The sequence below is a fragment of the Sphingopyxis sp. BE235 genome (assembly GCF_031457175.1).
In the GTDB taxonomy this organism is placed as follows: domain Bacteria; phylum Pseudomonadota; class Alphaproteobacteria; order Sphingomonadales; family Sphingomonadaceae; genus Sphingopyxis.
The window spans coordinates 120643-134835 of record NZ_JAVDWC010000004.1 but is presented as its reverse complement, the minus strand read 5'-3'; the positions used below and the strand labels follow the sequence as shown (position 1 = coordinate 134835).

Here is a 14193-nt window from a genome sequence, read left to right as displayed (position 1 = left end):
GCTGTGACCGCCGTCATAGACGGCGCCGAAAGATCAGCGCGCGAGCATCGGCCCGAGCGGCTGTCCCGCGAAGATATGGACGTGGAGGTGCGCGATCTCCTGGTGGCTGTCGAGGCCGACGTTGGCGAGCAGGCGATAGCCGGGGGCGACGAGGCCGGCGTCGCGCGCGACCTTGCCCACCGCGCGGACAAAGCCCGCGATTTCGGCGTCGCTGCCGCGCTCGGAGAAGTCGTCCCAGCTGACATATGCCCCCTTGGGGATCACGAGGATGTGCAGCGGTGCCTGTGGGTTGATGTCGTGGAAGGCGAGGGCGAATTCGTCCTCATAGACCGTCTTCGACGGCAGCTCGCCGCGCAGGATGCGCGCGAAAATATTGCTGTCGTCATAGGGGAGGGTCGCGTCGATCGGCATGCGGAGTTCCTTATTGTCGGCCGGCTTTTTCGGTGTGGCCCGAGGTGCCGTGGCGGCGGTCGAGTTCGGCGGCGATCATGTCCCAGCTGAGGCCGCGCTCGGCGAGCAGGATTGAGAGGTGGAAGACGAGGTCGCTCGCCTCGCCGATCAGTTCGGGGTCGTCCTCGCTGACCGCGGCGATGACGGCTTCGACGGCTTCCTCGCCGAGTTTCTGCGCGATCTTGCTGCGGCCTTTCGCGGCGAGGCTCGCCACGTAGGAGGCTTCGGCCTCGCCCGCCGCGAGCCGGTCGTGGATGACCGCTTCCAGCCGTCCCAGCGTGTCGCCCATTGCCTTGCTCATCGCCCGATCCTTTCACGCCCGACCTTGGCAGCGTGCCTAGCCGCGCCGCGCGGCCGCGACAAGCACGCGACGCGCCAGCGAAAACTTACCGCGACGTAAACCATATCGAAACGCCTTTTCGCGTAATTTCCGCCCTGCCGGGGGGCGAGATCAACTTTATAAATCGGACGAAGATTATGAAAATGGGCACCAACCCCTCGGTGTTTCTGACTGTGACAGCCTCGGTGATCGCGCTCGCGGCTTCGCCCGCGACGGCGCAGACGAGCGGCGACGAAATTATCGTCACCGGCTCGCGCATCGCGAAGAGCGAATTCACGAGCGCCGACCCGATCCAGGTCATCGACCCTGAGAGCGCGAAACTGCAGGGGCAGGTCCAGCTTGCCGATGTGCTGCGGTCGACGCCGGCGGCGCAGGGATCGATCCAGATCACTTCGGCGATCTCGAACCGCTTCGTCGCCAATGGCGGCAACGATGTGCAGACGGTGTCGCTGCGCGGGCTTGGTGCCGAGCGGACGCTCGTGCTGATCAACGGCCGCCGCGCGGGCCCCGCCGGCATCCGCGGCGCGGTCGCGCCGTTCGACCTCAATGTCCTGCCGCTGTCGGTGGTGCGCCAGGTCGAGGTGCTCAAGACCGGCGCCTCGTCGATCTATGGCTCGGACGCGGTCGCCGGCGTGGTCAACATCCTGACCCGTAACGATCTCGACGGGTTCGAGGGCGGCGGCTTTTCGTCGATCACCGAACATGGCGGCGGCGAGAGCTATGGCGCCGATGCGAGCTTCGGCAAAAAGTTCGATCGCGGCCACATCTTTGCGACGGTCGAAGTTTTCCGCCAGCAGAATCTGACGCGCCGCGATCGCGGCTTTCTCTTCTGTTCCGAAGAATATCTGAGGCGCGAGGCCGACGGCAGCCGCGCCGATATCGTCGATTTCCGCACCGGCCGCCCGGCGTGCAGCAGCACTCAGGGCAACCAGATCGCCTTCAGCGACTTTTCGGGGGTCAACCAGAATGGCGTCCCGACCTTTGGTCCCGGGCTGATCGCGCCGAACGGGCAAGCGATCCTGTCGGGCCAATATGGCAGCGAGTTCACGGGGGTCGGCATCCCGATCAATGCGTATAACCGGATCGGGGTGTTCGGGCCCGCCAATTTCTTCGGGGTCAATTTCGACGGCCCGTCGACCGGCGCGCTCAACCAGTTCGAGCCGGCCGAGCAGGATTCGGACGTGTTTTCGGGCGTGCGCCGGATCAGCGCCTTCGTCGAGGGCGCCTATGATGTGACCGAAGGCATCACCGCCTATGGCGAATTCCTGTTCAGCAACCGCAAGTCGCATAATAATGGTTTTCAGCGGATCGAGCTCCAGCAATTCACCGGCGCGTCGATGCTGCCCCGCTTCCTGTGCAACCCGGCGGCGAACAATTGCAGCCCTAACGACAGGGGCGATCCGTTCAACGCCGAGTTCGGCGGCAACATCATCCTGCGCCCGCGCGTGCTGGTGAAGACCGAAAGCCACGCCGACGTCGATTATTATCGCGGCGTGTTCGGTCTGCGCGGCGAGATCGGCGGCGTGTGGAAGTGGGATGTGAGCGGCCAGCACAGCCGTTCGGATGCGCGCTATACGCAGGACGTCATCTATCAGGACGCGCTCGCGTCGCAGACTTTGCGCACGCGTTCGTGCGTCGGCGCCACGACGGCGATCCGCGGTGTTCCGTGCATCGATATCGACTTTACCGACCCGCGCGTGCTGCGCGGCGATTTCACGCCCGCCGAGCGTGCCTTCCTGATGGGCCGCGAGACGGGACGCACGCTGTTCAAGCAGACCTCGGCCGAGGCGTTGCTGACGGGCAAGCTGTTCAACCTGCCCGCGGGGCCGGTCGGCGCGGCGTTCGGGGCGAATATCCGCCGCGACGAAATCAACGACACGCCGGGCGAAGCGACGCTCGCGGGCAATGTCGCCAACTTCACGACCTCGGGCATCACCGCGGGGCGCACCGTGTCGAAGGAAATCTTCGGCGAGGTCGAGGTGCCTTTGCTCGAAGGCGTGCCGATGATCGAGCGGCTGACGCTGTCGGGCGCGGCGCGCTACACGCATGTCGAGGCGACGCGCCGCGACGGGGTCGCGGACAAGTTCAGCGACACGACGTGGAAGGTCGGCGCCGATTGGGCGGTGACCGACTGGCTGCGCTTCCGCGGCACCTGGGGCACGTCGTTCCGCGCGCCCGCGCTGTTCGAGCTGTTCCTCAACGACCAGACCGGCTTTCTCGGCCAACAGACGATCGATCCGTGCGTCCAGACCGCCGCGCGGCTCGCTTCGGGCGCGATCAGCCAGCGCATCTTCGACAACTGCGCCGCCGACGGCATTGCTCCCAATTTCGCCGGCGGGATCCGCCCCGCGACGATCGTATCGGGCGGTGGCATCGGCCGGCTTCGCCCGGAAACCTCGACCGCTAAGACGGTGTCGGTGATTCTGACCCCCGATTTGTCGGGCGCGCTTTGGGGCGGGCTCCGCACGCGGCTTGCGGTCGATTATTTCGACATCGAAGTGAAGGACGAGATCACGTTGCTCGGCGCCGGGAATATCCTGCGCGGATGTTATGATTCCGATGTCGCCGACGAGCCGCTGTGCGGCCTGTTCACACGCGTGACTGCCGGTCCCGACGCGCGGAGCGTCGCGACGGTGACCGACCGCTATGTCAACATCAGCCGCCAGCGGAACCGCGGTGTCGACCTGTCACTCGCGGTCGATCAGGATCTCGGCAACTTGGGCTCGCTCGCGTTCCGCGCGCAGATGACCTGGCAGGTGAAGGACAAGGTTTCGCTCTTCCCCGGCACCGACGTCGACGACAATGGCAAGATCGGCAACCCGAAGTGGGTGGGCGATTTCAACCTTGGCTGGATGAAGGATGGCTGGACGCTCTTCTACGGGCTCGATGTCACCGGCGCGGCGTCGAATGAGGAGGATCTGCTCCGTGCGCAGGGCGGCGATGCGTGCCGTACCTCGGGCTTCCGCCCGGGCGGGCGTTTCTGCCCCGACGTCAGCGTGCCCGCGACCTTTTATCACTCGCTGTCGCTGAGCCGCGACGTTGCCGAGCGATTCCGCATCACGCTGGGGGTCGCGAACCTGTTCGACACCCCGCCGCCGCGCGTGTCGACCGTCGTTACAGCGACGCCGCCGGTGATCGGGCAGGCCCCGGCATTCGGCACGCAGTACGACTATCTCGGCCGCCGTTTCTTTCTGAGCGTGCGCGGTAGCCTGTAAGCCTCTGGACAAGCCCGCGCTCCTCTGGTGAAGCGCGGGCATGTCCGAGGTCAAACTGCATCCCGACTGGCTCGCGCGCATCGGCGGCGAGTTCGAGCAGCCCTATATGGCGGCGCTCAAGGCGTTTCTTGGCGCCGAGCGCGAGAAGGGCAAGGCCATCTATCCGCGTCCGCGCGACTGGTTCGCGGCGCTCGACGCGACGCCGCCGCAGGATGTGCGCGTCGTGATTTTGGGGCAGGATCCCTATCATGGGCCGGGACAGGCGCATGGGCTGTGCTTCTCGGTCCAGCCGGGGGTGCGCACGCCGCCGAGCCTCGTCAACATCTACAAGGAAATGCAGAGCGATCTTGGCATAGCGCGTGCCGCGCACGGCTATCTCAAGCATTGGGCCGAACAGGGCGTGCTGCTGCTCAACAATTGCCTGACCGTCGAGGCAGGGATGGCGGCGTCGCATCAGGGCAAGGGGTGGGAGAAGTTCACCGACGCCGTGGTTGCCACGGTCGCCGCCGATCCGGCGCCGAAAGTGTTCATCCTGTGGGGCAGCCATGCGCAGAAGAAGGCGGCGAATGTGCCGGGTCTCGGCGCGGGCAGCCCGCACCTGATCCTGCGCGCGCCGCATCCCTCGCCTTTGTCGGCACACAACGGCTTTTTCGGGTCGCGGCCGTTCAGCCAGGCCAACGCCTTCCTCGAAACGCATGGGCGGGGTGCGATCGACTGGCGGCTGCCCGAAACGGCGGATATCGCCGCCGAATGAGCTTGCTTGCCGACCCGCTGACTTTGTTCGTGCTCGCCATCGCGGTGATCCTGCTCGGGCTCGCCAAGGGCGGCTTGTCGGGGGTCGGGGCGCTCGCGACGCCGCTCGTCGCGCTGGTGCTGCCGCCGACGATCGCCGCCGCGCTGCTGCTCCCGATATTGATCGTGCAGGACGTCGTCAGCGTCTGGTCGTTCCGCAAGACGTGGGACGGGTGGGTCATCGCATGGATGCTTCCCGGCGCCGCGGTCGGGATCGCCGCGGGCTATGCCTATGCCGAGCGCGTCGACGAGGCGAAGCTGATGGCGGCGCTCGGCGCGATCACGCTGGCATTCGGCCTCTATCGGCTGTGGGTCGAGCGCGGCGGGCGTGTTGTCGCGGCGTCGACCTCGCCGGGCTGGGTCGGCAGCCTGTTCGGGGTCGCGACGGGCTTCACCAGCCAGATCGCGCATGCGGGCGGGCCGCCGTTCCAGATGTGGGTGACGCCGCGGCGCTTGCCGCATCTCGTCTTCGTCGGCACCAGCTCGATCCTGTTCGCCGCGATCAACTGGATGAAGGTGCCCGCCTATATCGCGCTTGGCGCCTTCCCGCACGAGGTGCTCGTCGCCGCCGCGTTGCTGATGCCGCTCGCGATCGTTTCGACCCTGCTCACCGTACGCTGGCTGAAACGCATCGATGGCGCGCGTTTCTATGTCCTCATCTATCTGCTGATGGTCCTGCTCGGCGCCAAGCTGGTCTGGGACGGGCTGGCGGGATAACAGGCGACGCGGGCGGGCAATGCGCGTAAGATCGTCTTGACGGGCATCGGCGTCTGTCGCCTTTCCAAGGTATTGACCATGGCCAAGAGCCAGAAGAAATCGAACCGCGAAACCCGCAAACCCAAGGCGGAAAAGCCCAAGAAGCCCAATGCGAGCAATCCGTCGACCAAGGTCGGCGTGGTCGCCGGGCTCGACAATATGAAGAAATAGGCGCGATGGTTCAGGCACGGTGGAATGGCGCGGTGATCGCCGACAGCGACGATACCGTCGTCGTCGAGGGCAATCATTATTTTCCGCGCGACGCGGTCGACGCGGCGCTCTTGTCGGACAGCGCGACGACGAGCCTGTGCCCGTGGAAGGGCGTCGCACATTATCACCATGTCACGGTGGACGGACAGGTGAACGAAGACGCCGCCTGGTATTATCCCGATCCCAAGGAAGCGGCGGCGGCGATCAAGGATCGCATCGCCTTCTGGAAGGGCGTCGCGGTCGGCTGACCGCTTTCTTCCATGTCCACGCCTGTCCAAATCCTCGTCGATGCCGACGCCTGTCCGGTGAAGGACGAGATCTACCGTGTCGCGTGGCGGCACGAGGTGCCGGTGAAGGTGGTGAGCAACAGCCGGCTGCGCGTCCCCGACCATGTGTTGATCGAACGGATTACCGTGTCGGACGGTTTCGACGCCGCCGACGACTGGATCGCCGAGGCGGCGAATCCGCGGAGCGTCGTGGTTACGGCCGACATATTGCTCGCCGACCGCGCGCTGAAGGCGGGGGCGGCCGTGCTCGGGCCGAACGGAAAGCCCTTTACTCTGGCGTCGATCGGCCCCGCGATCGCGACGCGCGCGATCATGGCCGACCTGCGTTCGGGAATGAGCGACGGGATGGGCGGGCCGCCGCCCTTCTCGAAGGCCGATCGCTCGCAATTCCTGCAGGCGCTCGATAGCGCGCTGGTGCGGCTCAAGCGCCAGGTGTAAATTTCTTTCGTTTCTTTCCAATGCTTTGTGAAATTTGTTCGGCTGAGTGATGGCGATCACGGCCGGGTGATCGGCTGTGCGTCATAAGCGGGGCATCGGGGACGACCCGAGCCCAATTCGAACCAGATCAACGAATGTGAAAAGGAAGAGACGATGACCAAGAAGATGATCCTCACCCCCGTGCTTGCCCTCACCGTTGCCCTGTCGGCGACCCCGGCGATGGCGCAGTCGGCGCAGCCCGCACAGGGCGGCATGACGGTGACGTCGAACCCGGTGCAGATCCTGATCGGCCTGCTGCTCCCCGCGGTGCAGAAGGTCCGCGAAGCCGCGGCGCGCTAAGCCCGATACCAATTTTCGTCTCCGGGCCGGCCCACCACGCCGGTCGGGAACACAGCCCTCCCGCCCCTGCGACCCAGGCGGGAGGGCTGTCTTGATTCCGGGCGGGTTGAACCCCCTGCGTATCGCGCGTAGATTTCGGCGCGAAGGGGGAAGGGGCCATGCTTTCCATATTGCCTTTGCTTCTGGCCGCTGCGGCGCCCGAAACCGCGCTGCCCGCCGAAAAAGCTGCGTCTGCCGCGCCGACGATGACGCCGGTGACGATCGAATATTATCATCGCATCCGCTGGGGCGGGATGGACGAATTCCGCGCGCTCTATGCCAGGAACCACCAACCGATCCTCGACGAGATGAAGCGGCGCGGTTTCATCACGCGGATCGAAACGGCGACGCCGTTCACCCACATGGTCGGGGCGGCGCGCTGGGATTTGCGCGTCACCATCACCTATCGCGGCGCCGAGGATGCAGTCGGCGACGGCACGGGCTATGGCGCGGCCGCCGAAGAGGTCGGCGCGCGGCTGTTTCCCGACCTTGCAAAATTCAAGGCCGAGGAGGCGAAGCGTTTCGCACTCGTCGAGGAGCATTGGGATGTGGTCGTCGATCGCAGCGAATAGCCGCGTACCGATCAATTCCCCGCGCGGCGGTGCATGACGAAGGCGAGTAGCAGCACGACCGAGATCACGCCGACCAGCATGCCCGCAGTGGTCGTGACCATCGTGATCGAACCCGCCGGATCGTTCGAATTCCACGCGCCGCTTTGCGTCCGGTCGATCATCCACCACGCGCCGGCGACGACGATGAGGTCGAGCAGGACGAGCCCGATCAGCGCGCGCGTCGATTTTTTCATGAAATTCCCCTCCCGAAATCCCGCCAGCGTTCTTCGCTGTCAGGTCATTGCCGGGCATGGTAGCTTCGGGTCTCGCGAAATTCTACAGGAGTCGGGATCATGGCGGCGCTTCCTACGGTCATCCTCGTGCACGGCTTTTGGGGCGGCGCGGCGCACTGGGCAAAAGCGATCGTCGAGCTCGACAAGCTGGGGCACAAGGGCATGCGCGCGGTCGAATTGCCGCTGACTTCGCTTGCGGGCGACGCGGCGCGAACGCGGCAGATCGCGGCGCAGGTCGATGGACCGGTGCTGCTCGTGGGGCACAGCTATGGCGGCGCGGTGATCACCGAGGCGGGGACGGCGCCGAATGTCGCGGGACTCGTCTATATCGCCGCCTTCGCACCCGATGCGGGCGAAAGCCCCGGCGCGCTGACGCAGCAGCATCCGCCCGCGGGCGCGTCGAATCTGGCGCCCGACGGCGACGGCTATCTCTGGATCAAGCCCGACAAATTTCACGAAAGCTTTTGTCAGGATGTGAGCGCCGACGAGGCGCTGGTGATGGCGGTGACGCAAAAGGCGCCGCTCGCGTCGACCTTTGGCGAGGCGATAAGCGATCCGGCGTGGCGGGTGAAACCGAGCTGGTATCAGATTTCGAGCGAAGACCGGATGATCGACCCCGCGAACCAGAAGGCGATGTCGGATCGGCTCGGCGCGCGCAAGATCATCACGCTCGACGCGGGGCATGCGTCGCTCGCCTCGCGTCCGGCCGAGGTCGCGGCGCTGATCGACGAGGCGGCGCGCAGCCTCTAGGTCCTGACCCTAGTTGACCCGCGCCGCGGCGAAGGGCAGCATCGGACAATGGCGCGCCAATATACGACCTTTGCCGAATTCTGGCCCTTTTACCTGCGCGAGCATAGCAAGGCGTCGACGCGCGCGCTGCATTACGTCGGGACGAGCCTCGTCGTGCTGATCGCGGTGGTCGCGGTGGTGGCGGGACGCTGGGGCTGGTTGATTGCGCTGCCGGTCGCGGGTTATTTCTTCGCGTGGGTTGCGCATTTCGGGGTCGAGAAGAACCGGCCCGCGACCTTTACCTATCCGATGTGGAGCCTCGCCGCCGATTTCAAAATGTGGGCGCTGTGGCTGAGCGGGCGGCTGGGGGCAGAACTCGACAAGGCCGGGGTCGTGCGGGAAAATCGATCAGACTGACCGAAGGCACCCTCTGGTATTTATTGCGAATCATTCTTAACTAGAGCGAGTTCGCATTTGCTGGAGACGGGCCATGCCCACCGATCTTATCAAGACCTTCACCTATCTTACGATCCACCTGACGATCGGGTTCAGCGTCGCCTATGTGATGACCGGGTCGGTCGCGCTCGCGGGCGGGATCGCGATCATCGAGCCCTGTATCAATGCTGTCGCATTCTTCTTTCATGAAAAGGCGTGGAAGCGCGTGGGCGCGCGGCGTAAGCTGCTGCCCGCCTGAGAACGCGAGTCCCGGGCTACTCCCCGAACCAACCAAGGAGATACGATCATGACCGTCAATCGCGCATCGGCCCGCTACGAAGGCTTCGGCAAGGAAGGCAAGGGATCGATCACGACCAAATCGGGCGTGCTCGATAAGCAGCCCTATGGTTTCGGGACGCGCTTCGAAGGGCAGCCGGGGACCAACCCCGAGGAGCTGATCGCCGCGGCGCATGCGGCGTGCTTCACGATGGCGCTGTCGTTCGGTCTCGCGCGCGCGGGCTATTCGGGCGACACGCTGGAGACGAGCGCGGCGGTGACGCTGGAGCAGCAGGACGGCGGCTTTACGATCACCAAATCGGCGCTGACGCTGACCGGCAAGGTGCCGGGAATCGGCGCCGAGGAATTCGCGAAGATCGCCGAAGAGGCCGAGAAGAATTGCCCGGTGTCGAAGCTGCTCAACTGCGAAATCACATTGGAGCACAATCTGGAGGCTTAAGCGGCGCGCCGCAGCGGTGCGGGCAGTTCGTCGGCCATGAAGCCGAAGCTGCCTTGCGCCGGGGGCTCCAATGTCCAGCTTTGCAGCACGCGGTGGCGGCGATGGCCGATATGGCTTTGGATGAGCACGAGGTCCTGCGGCGCCCAGTTCCACGCGATCGGGACGGGGTCGAATTCGCATGTCCCATAGCCGAGCGTGATGTGCGGGCGGAGGCCGGATTTGCGATGCATCGGCTCGATGCGCTGCGCCGCGAGGCGCGCGACAATCGCGTCATAGGTCTGGCGGATCGCGCCGGTGCTGCCGGCGGTGATCAGTTCGGCGCCCGCGCCGCGCGACACGATGCGGCCGAAGGGGATCGGGGCGGCGGCCGGGAGACCGGGGGTGAACGCCTTGGCGACCTGACCGCGCAGGAAGGGCTGCGGCTCGATCGTCTCGGCGATCGTACAGAGCGTCAGATGGTAAAGCTGGGGCTTCAGCCCCGCAAACAGATCGCCCGAAACGGGCGGCAATTGGCGCGCGAGCCAACCGGCGCGGTCGGCATTTACCTGAAAACCCAGGAAATAGCGGAACATCGGGTCCATCGTCCATTCCTCCGAATCGGATCAATGTTCCTATTATGTTCTCATCGAGAGTGAGAGTCGAATCCTTCTCGCTATTCGCTCTCGATCGCCATGCGCGTCACATGGATATAGGTCGCCTGCCAGCTGTCACCATGACGCTTGAAAATATCGGTGAAGCGGATGCGGACGCGAAAGGGCTTGCCCGCCGAGCGGCCCGACAGGATCGTCTCGGCGCTCGCGAGACCCGCCTCTTCGCCGAGCGGCAGGATCACGCGATCGCTGAGCGTGACGGGGTCATAATCATCGTCGGCGCCGGTCCAGCCGTCGATGAAAAACGCCTTTCCATACCGTTTCCCGCTGCCGTCGATAAAGACGAGATCGTCGGCGACCATGCGCTCGAGCGCGGCACGGTCCTGCGCGATCTGCGCCGCGTCGAAGGCGTCGGCAAAGGCGCGCAAGTCCGTGGCCGCATCGCGTGCCTGGGCCGGGGTCAGGATCAGCATCGAGGCGATGGCGACCGCGCAAGTTTTTCGCATGTTAGAACCCTTGTTGCGGCCGGCCGGCCGGCGCGCCCTGACCTGTCGTCATTCCTTCGTGTTGGAAGGCGGGGTTTTGCCGCCATCCGTACGCTCCATCTCCCGTTCCATGACGCGGCCAATTTCGGAGCGCTGCGACGGGGCGTAGAGATTGCTGGGGCTGGAATAAAGCCCCTTCAGAAAGCTGAAATCCCATTGGGTCAGCGTGACCGGCACTTCGCTGTCGGCCGCGGCGTCGAGCACCCGCAGGATCGTCGAAGGCGCCGACGCGTCGATCCGCGCGGGGTCGATCCGTGCCAAAGCGCGCATCGCCGCATAATCGGCGAGTTGGGTGGTCGAGAGTCCCTCGATCGCCTTGCTCTCCACGACCACGATCGCGGCCATGAACGCGGGCCGGGCCGGCGGGGTGATGCGTGATTGCGCCCGCGTCGAACGATTGATCGGGGTGCCTGCTTCGTTGAATATCGGCCTGCCGTCGCCGTTCACCATTGCCTGAATCTGCCATGCCGTCGCCGGGCCTGGCTGGGCCAAAATGCGCCTGACCTCGGCAGGGGATCGGTCGCCGAACATATAATAGCGTTTTTTGCCCAGCGCTTCCAGAAAGGCGGCTTTGTCCGGCGTGACCATGACCACCAGATTGGGTTTGCAGTTCGCCTTTGCCCCTTTGAGTCCGACGCCTGCGACCACGGTCCGGATGCGTGCATCGACGGCTGCGCGTTGGGCGTCGGGCATCCCGAAGGCGCCGGGGCATACTGCCTTTTCGAACCGCGCGATCTGGCCACGCGGCGACGCCTGGGTCAGCGCACCGACGAAGCTTTCAATCTGTTTCTCGACACCGGTGACGACGATCGGTGCATCGCCCTGCGCAGCGGCGGGAACGGCGACAAGGGCCGCGGCGAGAAGCATGAAGCGCATGGGCGTCTCCTCCGGCATGGTCGGCTGGCGGCGTCGAGCGCCGCCAGCCGACCATGACCAAAATCTTTTCGGCCGTCGCCGGCGCTTCGACAAGGTGCGGGCGCTTGGCGACGAGCGGGCGGACGGCTGGGCGCTATTGCGCCGGACGGCAGTCCTTCAACCAGATGACATGCTTATATTCGTCGAAATCCTCAACAGTGCCGGTCAGTTTGATGCTCTTGTTCGGCTTGAGCTGGAGCGAAAAAGCGGCCTGTCCCGGTGCCATGTAACAAACGATGTCGGTCTTGAACGGCGCCTGGTTCGGCAGCCGGATCGCCTGTTCATAGGGCTGGGGAATCTTGTAGCCGACGCGGAAATCCTTGCCGTCCTTGGTCACATAATCGACGAGCCCGTCGATCGTGAACTGCTTGCCCTTGTAGCGGGTGAGGATGCCCGCCGAATTGCGTTCGGTGTCTTTCGACACCTGCTGCGAGAAGCTCAGCGAGTTCATCTTCACCGGCGCGGCGGCGACGGTTGTCGCGGTCGCGCCCTTCTTGGCGGCAGCGGCGCCGGCCTTGCCGCCCTTTATCTGGTTCAGGATGCCGCACATTTCAGCCTTCGCCGCATCGCTGCCGACCGACTGGCCCGCGCGCAATTTCGCCTCCATCACCACCGTTCCGATTCCGCCCGTTTGCGTCGCGGTGATCTGGATCGGGAAGGCGCGCACGGTCCCCGTCATCGGCTGTTCGATCAGCATCGATCCATATTCGGCCTCGTCGGCCATGATGTCATAACCCTTGGCGGCGACGAGCCCGCGCATCTGCCCGATCGCGACCGCGGGGGGCAGGTCGGCAACGGTCACCGCGGCGGTGAAGCGCAGCGCAGTAATCGGATTGCCCTTTTTGACGAAGGCTTCCTCGCAGGTCGCGGCGTTGGCGGTGCCGGTGGTGAGGAGAATGGCGGCCGGCGCAATGGCGATCGCGAGGCGGGAATAAGTCGTGGTGCGCATGAGTGGCTCCCTGAGATGTTCATGTTATGCGACTTATGTTGTGAGATGCATCTGCCGCAGTGCGTGGCCGCCTGCAATGGCTAAGTTCCCAATATGATGGCGCTTTGGAACGTCGGCGGGTTTCTTCGCCGGCCGGCTTGACCTCAACTGGGCTTCAGCTTTCATAACGCTGGACAGTTGATTCGCGAACGGAGCTTTGTTCATGCTGCACTATCCCGCTGCCACGCCTGCCGACCCCGTCGATAGCGATACCGCCGCACCCGCTGCGGCTTTCCTGCCGCGTTATCTGGCGCGGATCGGCTATACCGGGCCGGTCGCGCCGACGCTCGATGTGCTCGCCGCACTGCAGGCCGCGCATATCGCCGCCATTCCCTTTGAAGCGATCGACGCGCTGACCGGCGCGGGGATCGATATCGGGGCCGACGCGATCGACGCCAAGCTGATCGGCCAGCGGCGCGGCGGCTATTGCTTCGAACAGAATGCGCTGTTTCTCCGCGCGCTGCTGGCGATCGGGTTCGACGCCGAGGGGCTGCTCGGCCGGGTGCGCTGGATGCTGCCCGACGATGCCCCGCCGACCCCGCGCACGCATATGGTGGTGCGGGTGAAGCTGGGTGGGCGGCCCTGGCTCGTCGACGCCGGCTTCGGCGCGGCGGTCCCGCCCGCCCCGCTCGCGATGGACAGCGAGGAGCCCCAGCCGACGCGGCACGAGAGCTATCGTGTCGTGCGGCATGGCGACGTGTGGCAGGTCGCGGCGCTGATCGAGGGTGAGTGGCGGACGCTGTACCGGCTCGACCATGTCTCGCCGCCGGCGATCGATTATGAAATCGGCAACTGGTACACCTCGGCGCATCCGGACTCGCATTTCCGGCACCAGCTGATCGCCGCGCGCACGACCGCCGACGCGCGTTATGGTCTGCGCGACAACCGGCTGACGACGCGGCTGACCGACGGGCGGCTCGACCGGCGCTACCTGACCGCCGACGAGATCGAGCGGACGCTGGCGGAGATTTTCCTGCTGCCGGTGCGGGCGCACTGGCGCGCGGCGATCGAGCGCGCCGCGACGGCGGAGATCGCCGGCTAGGCGCGCGCGGCTTGACTCGCCGCGGCTATCGCGTTCTTTTGACGGCGAAACAAGGGAGCGCGAGTCCATGGCCGATAAAGCACCGGTGCTGCTGTCCGGCGGCAATCCGCAGATCGCGAAAGGCTATGGCGACGCGCCGGTGCAAGCCTATATCGCCGCGATGCCGGGGTGGAAGTCGCCCGTCTGGCGCCGGCTCGACAAGCTGATCGAGAAGAATATTCCGGGGGTTGCGAAGGCGGTCAAATGGAACTCGCCTTTCTATGGTCCGCCGGGGCAGGGCGACGAGCCGACGCACTGGTTCCTGAGCATCCATTGCTTCGACAAATATATCAAGGTCGCCTTCTTTCGCGGCCAGTCGCTCGATCCGGTGCCGCCGGTCGCGTCGAAGAGCGGCGACACGCGCTATTTCCATATCCATGAAGACGAGCCGGTCGACGAGGCGGCATTCGCCGACTGGGTGAAACAGGCGGCGGCGCTGCCGGGCGAGAAGATGTGAGGAGAAG

The 14193-nt window shown here is 65.3% G+C and carries 21 protein-coding genes; 14 read left to right on the top strand and 7 right to left on the bottom strand.

The window, feature by feature from the left end; genetic code table 11:
* Positions 1 to 33: 33 nt before the first annotated feature.
* Positions 34 to 411 (bottom strand): histidine triad nucleotide-binding protein, encoded by a 378-nt coding sequence (locus tag J2X38_RS17050; RefSeq protein WP_137889712.1) that lies wholly within the window; start codon positions 409 to 411, stop codon positions 34 to 36.
* A gap of 10 nt (positions 412 to 421) precedes the next feature.
* Positions 422 to 751, bottom strand: coding sequence for a phosphoribosyl-ATP diphosphatase (locus J2X38_RS17045; protein WP_082639495.1), 330 nt, complete (start codon positions 749 to 751; stop codon positions 422 to 424).
* 182 nt (positions 752 to 933) lie between these two features.
* On the opposite strand from J2X38_RS17045, the gene J2X38_RS17040 reads away from it, so the two are divergent.
* The 8 genes from J2X38_RS17040 (at position 934) to J2X38_RS17005 (ending at position 7438) form a co-directional block, all read left to right on the top strand.
* Positions 934 to 4005 carry a TonB-dependent receptor domain-containing protein gene (locus tag J2X38_RS17040; protein ID WP_310255738.1) on the top strand — a complete coding sequence of 1024 codons (3072 nt, stop codon included), beginning with the start codon at positions 934 to 936 and terminating at the stop codon, positions 4003 to 4005.
* A 40-nt stretch (positions 4006 to 4045) separates the two neighbouring features.
* The gene (gene ung, locus J2X38_RS17035; protein ID WP_310255736.1) at positions 4046 to 4759 is read left to right on the top strand and encodes a uracil-DNA glycosylase; all 714 of its coding nucleotides are present in this window, start codon (positions 4046 to 4048) and stop codon (positions 4757 to 4759) included.
* Complete coding sequence (locus J2X38_RS17030) at positions 4756 to 5514, top strand: sulfite exporter TauE/SafE family protein (RefSeq protein WP_310255734.1); 759 nt, start codon at positions 4756 to 4758, stop codon at positions 5512 to 5514. The genes ung and J2X38_RS17030 overlap by 4 nt, the downstream gene beginning before the upstream one ends.
* A 78-nt stretch (positions 5515 to 5592) precedes the next feature.
* Entirely contained in the window at positions 5593 to 5724 is a 132-nt protein-coding gene (locus J2X38_RS17025) for a hypothetical protein (protein WP_268801259.1), read from the top strand.
* A 5-nt stretch (positions 5725 to 5729) separates the two neighbouring features.
* Entirely contained in the window at positions 5730 to 6011 is a 282-nt protein-coding gene (locus J2X38_RS17020) for a DUF427 domain-containing protein (protein WP_310255732.1), read from the top strand.
* A 12-nt stretch (positions 6012 to 6023) separates the two neighbouring features.
* On the top strand, positions 6024 to 6488 hold the full coding sequence (locus J2X38_RS17015) for a YaiI/YqxD family protein (protein ID WP_310255730.1): 465 nt from the start codon (positions 6024 to 6026) through the stop codon (positions 6486 to 6488).
* A 153-nt stretch (positions 6489 to 6641) separates the two neighbouring features.
* A complete protein-coding gene (locus J2X38_RS17010) occupies positions 6642 to 6827 on the top strand; it encodes a hypothetical protein (RefSeq protein WP_310255728.1) in 186 nt (61 codons plus the stop codon).
* Between the two features lie 158 nt (positions 6828 to 6985).
* Positions 6986 to 7438: a hypothetical protein gene (locus J2X38_RS17005; RefSeq protein WP_310255725.1), complete on the top strand. Its 453-nt coding sequence runs from the start codon at positions 6986 to 6988 to the stop codon at positions 7436 to 7438.
* An 11-nt stretch (positions 7439 to 7449) separates the two neighbouring features.
* On the opposite strand, the gene J2X38_RS17000 is transcribed toward J2X38_RS17005, so the two are convergent.
* Positions 7450 to 7671 carry a hypothetical protein gene (locus J2X38_RS17000; protein ID WP_058537472.1) on the bottom strand — a complete coding sequence of 74 codons (222 nt, stop codon included), beginning with the start codon at positions 7669 to 7671 and terminating at the stop codon, positions 7450 to 7452.
* A gap of 99 nt (positions 7672 to 7770) precedes the next feature.
* Here J2X38_RS17000 and J2X38_RS16995 point away from each other — a divergent pair, with 99 nt between their 5' ends.
* The 4 genes from J2X38_RS16995 to J2X38_RS16980 all read left to right on the top strand — a co-directional run bounded on the left by J2X38_RS16995 (position 7771) and on the right by J2X38_RS16980 (position 9610).
* Positions 7771 to 8460, top strand: a complete 690-nt coding sequence (locus tag J2X38_RS16995) for an alpha/beta hydrolase (protein ID WP_310255723.1) — start codon at positions 7771 to 7773, stop codon at positions 8458 to 8460.
* 48 nt (positions 8461 to 8508) lie between these two features.
* On the top strand, positions 8509 to 8856 hold the full coding sequence (locus tag J2X38_RS16990) for a DUF962 domain-containing protein (RefSeq protein WP_310255721.1): 348 nt from the start codon (positions 8509 to 8511) through the stop codon (positions 8854 to 8856).
* A 73-nt stretch (positions 8857 to 8929) separates the two neighbouring features.
* Positions 8930 to 9133, top strand: a complete 204-nt coding sequence (locus J2X38_RS16985) for a DUF2061 domain-containing protein (protein ID WP_037514146.1) — start codon at positions 8930 to 8932, stop codon at positions 9131 to 9133.
* Between the two features lie 48 nt (positions 9134 to 9181).
* Positions 9182 to 9610 carry an OsmC family protein gene (locus J2X38_RS16980; RefSeq protein WP_058537475.1) on the top strand — a complete coding sequence of 143 codons (429 nt, stop codon included), beginning with the start codon at positions 9182 to 9184 and terminating at the stop codon, positions 9608 to 9610.
* On the opposite strand, the gene J2X38_RS16975 is transcribed toward J2X38_RS16980, so the two are convergent.
* The 4 genes from J2X38_RS16975 to J2X38_RS16960 all read right to left on the bottom strand — a co-directional run bounded on the left by J2X38_RS16975 (position 9607) and on the right by J2X38_RS16960 (position 12609).
* Positions 9607 to 10191, bottom strand: coding sequence for a hypothetical protein (locus J2X38_RS16975; protein WP_310255716.1), 585 nt, complete (start codon positions 10189 to 10191; stop codon positions 9607 to 9609). The genes J2X38_RS16980 and J2X38_RS16975 overlap by 4 nt on opposite strands.
* A 71-nt stretch (positions 10192 to 10262) precedes the next feature.
* Positions 10263 to 10706, bottom strand: coding sequence for a nuclear transport factor 2 family protein (locus tag J2X38_RS16970; RefSeq protein ID WP_310255714.1), 444 nt, complete (start codon positions 10704 to 10706; stop codon positions 10263 to 10265).
* 48 nt (positions 10707 to 10754) lie between these two features.
* A complete protein-coding gene (locus J2X38_RS16965) occupies positions 10755 to 11714 on the bottom strand; it encodes a hypothetical protein (protein ID WP_310255712.1) in 960 nt (319 codons plus the stop codon).
* A 40-nt stretch (positions 11715 to 11754) separates the two neighbouring features.
* A complete protein-coding gene (locus J2X38_RS16960; RefSeq protein WP_058537479.1) occupies positions 11755 to 12609 on the bottom strand; it encodes a hypothetical protein in 855 nt (284 codons plus the stop codon).
* A 202-nt stretch (positions 12610 to 12811) separates the two neighbouring features.
* Between J2X38_RS16960 and J2X38_RS16955 the strand changes: the two genes are divergently transcribed.
* Together J2X38_RS16955 and J2X38_RS16950 are read left to right on the top strand one after the other, a co-directional pair.
* The gene (locus J2X38_RS16955; RefSeq protein ID WP_310255710.1) at positions 12812 to 13690 is read left to right on the top strand and encodes an arylamine N-acetyltransferase; all 879 of its coding nucleotides are present in this window, start codon (positions 12812 to 12814) and stop codon (positions 13688 to 13690) included.
* Between the two features lie 67 nt (positions 13691 to 13757).
* Positions 13758 to 14186: a DUF1801 domain-containing protein gene (locus tag J2X38_RS16950; protein ID WP_310255708.1), complete on the top strand. Its 429-nt coding sequence runs from the start codon at positions 13758 to 13760 to the stop codon at positions 14184 to 14186.
* Positions 14187 to 14193: the final 7 nt, after the last annotated feature.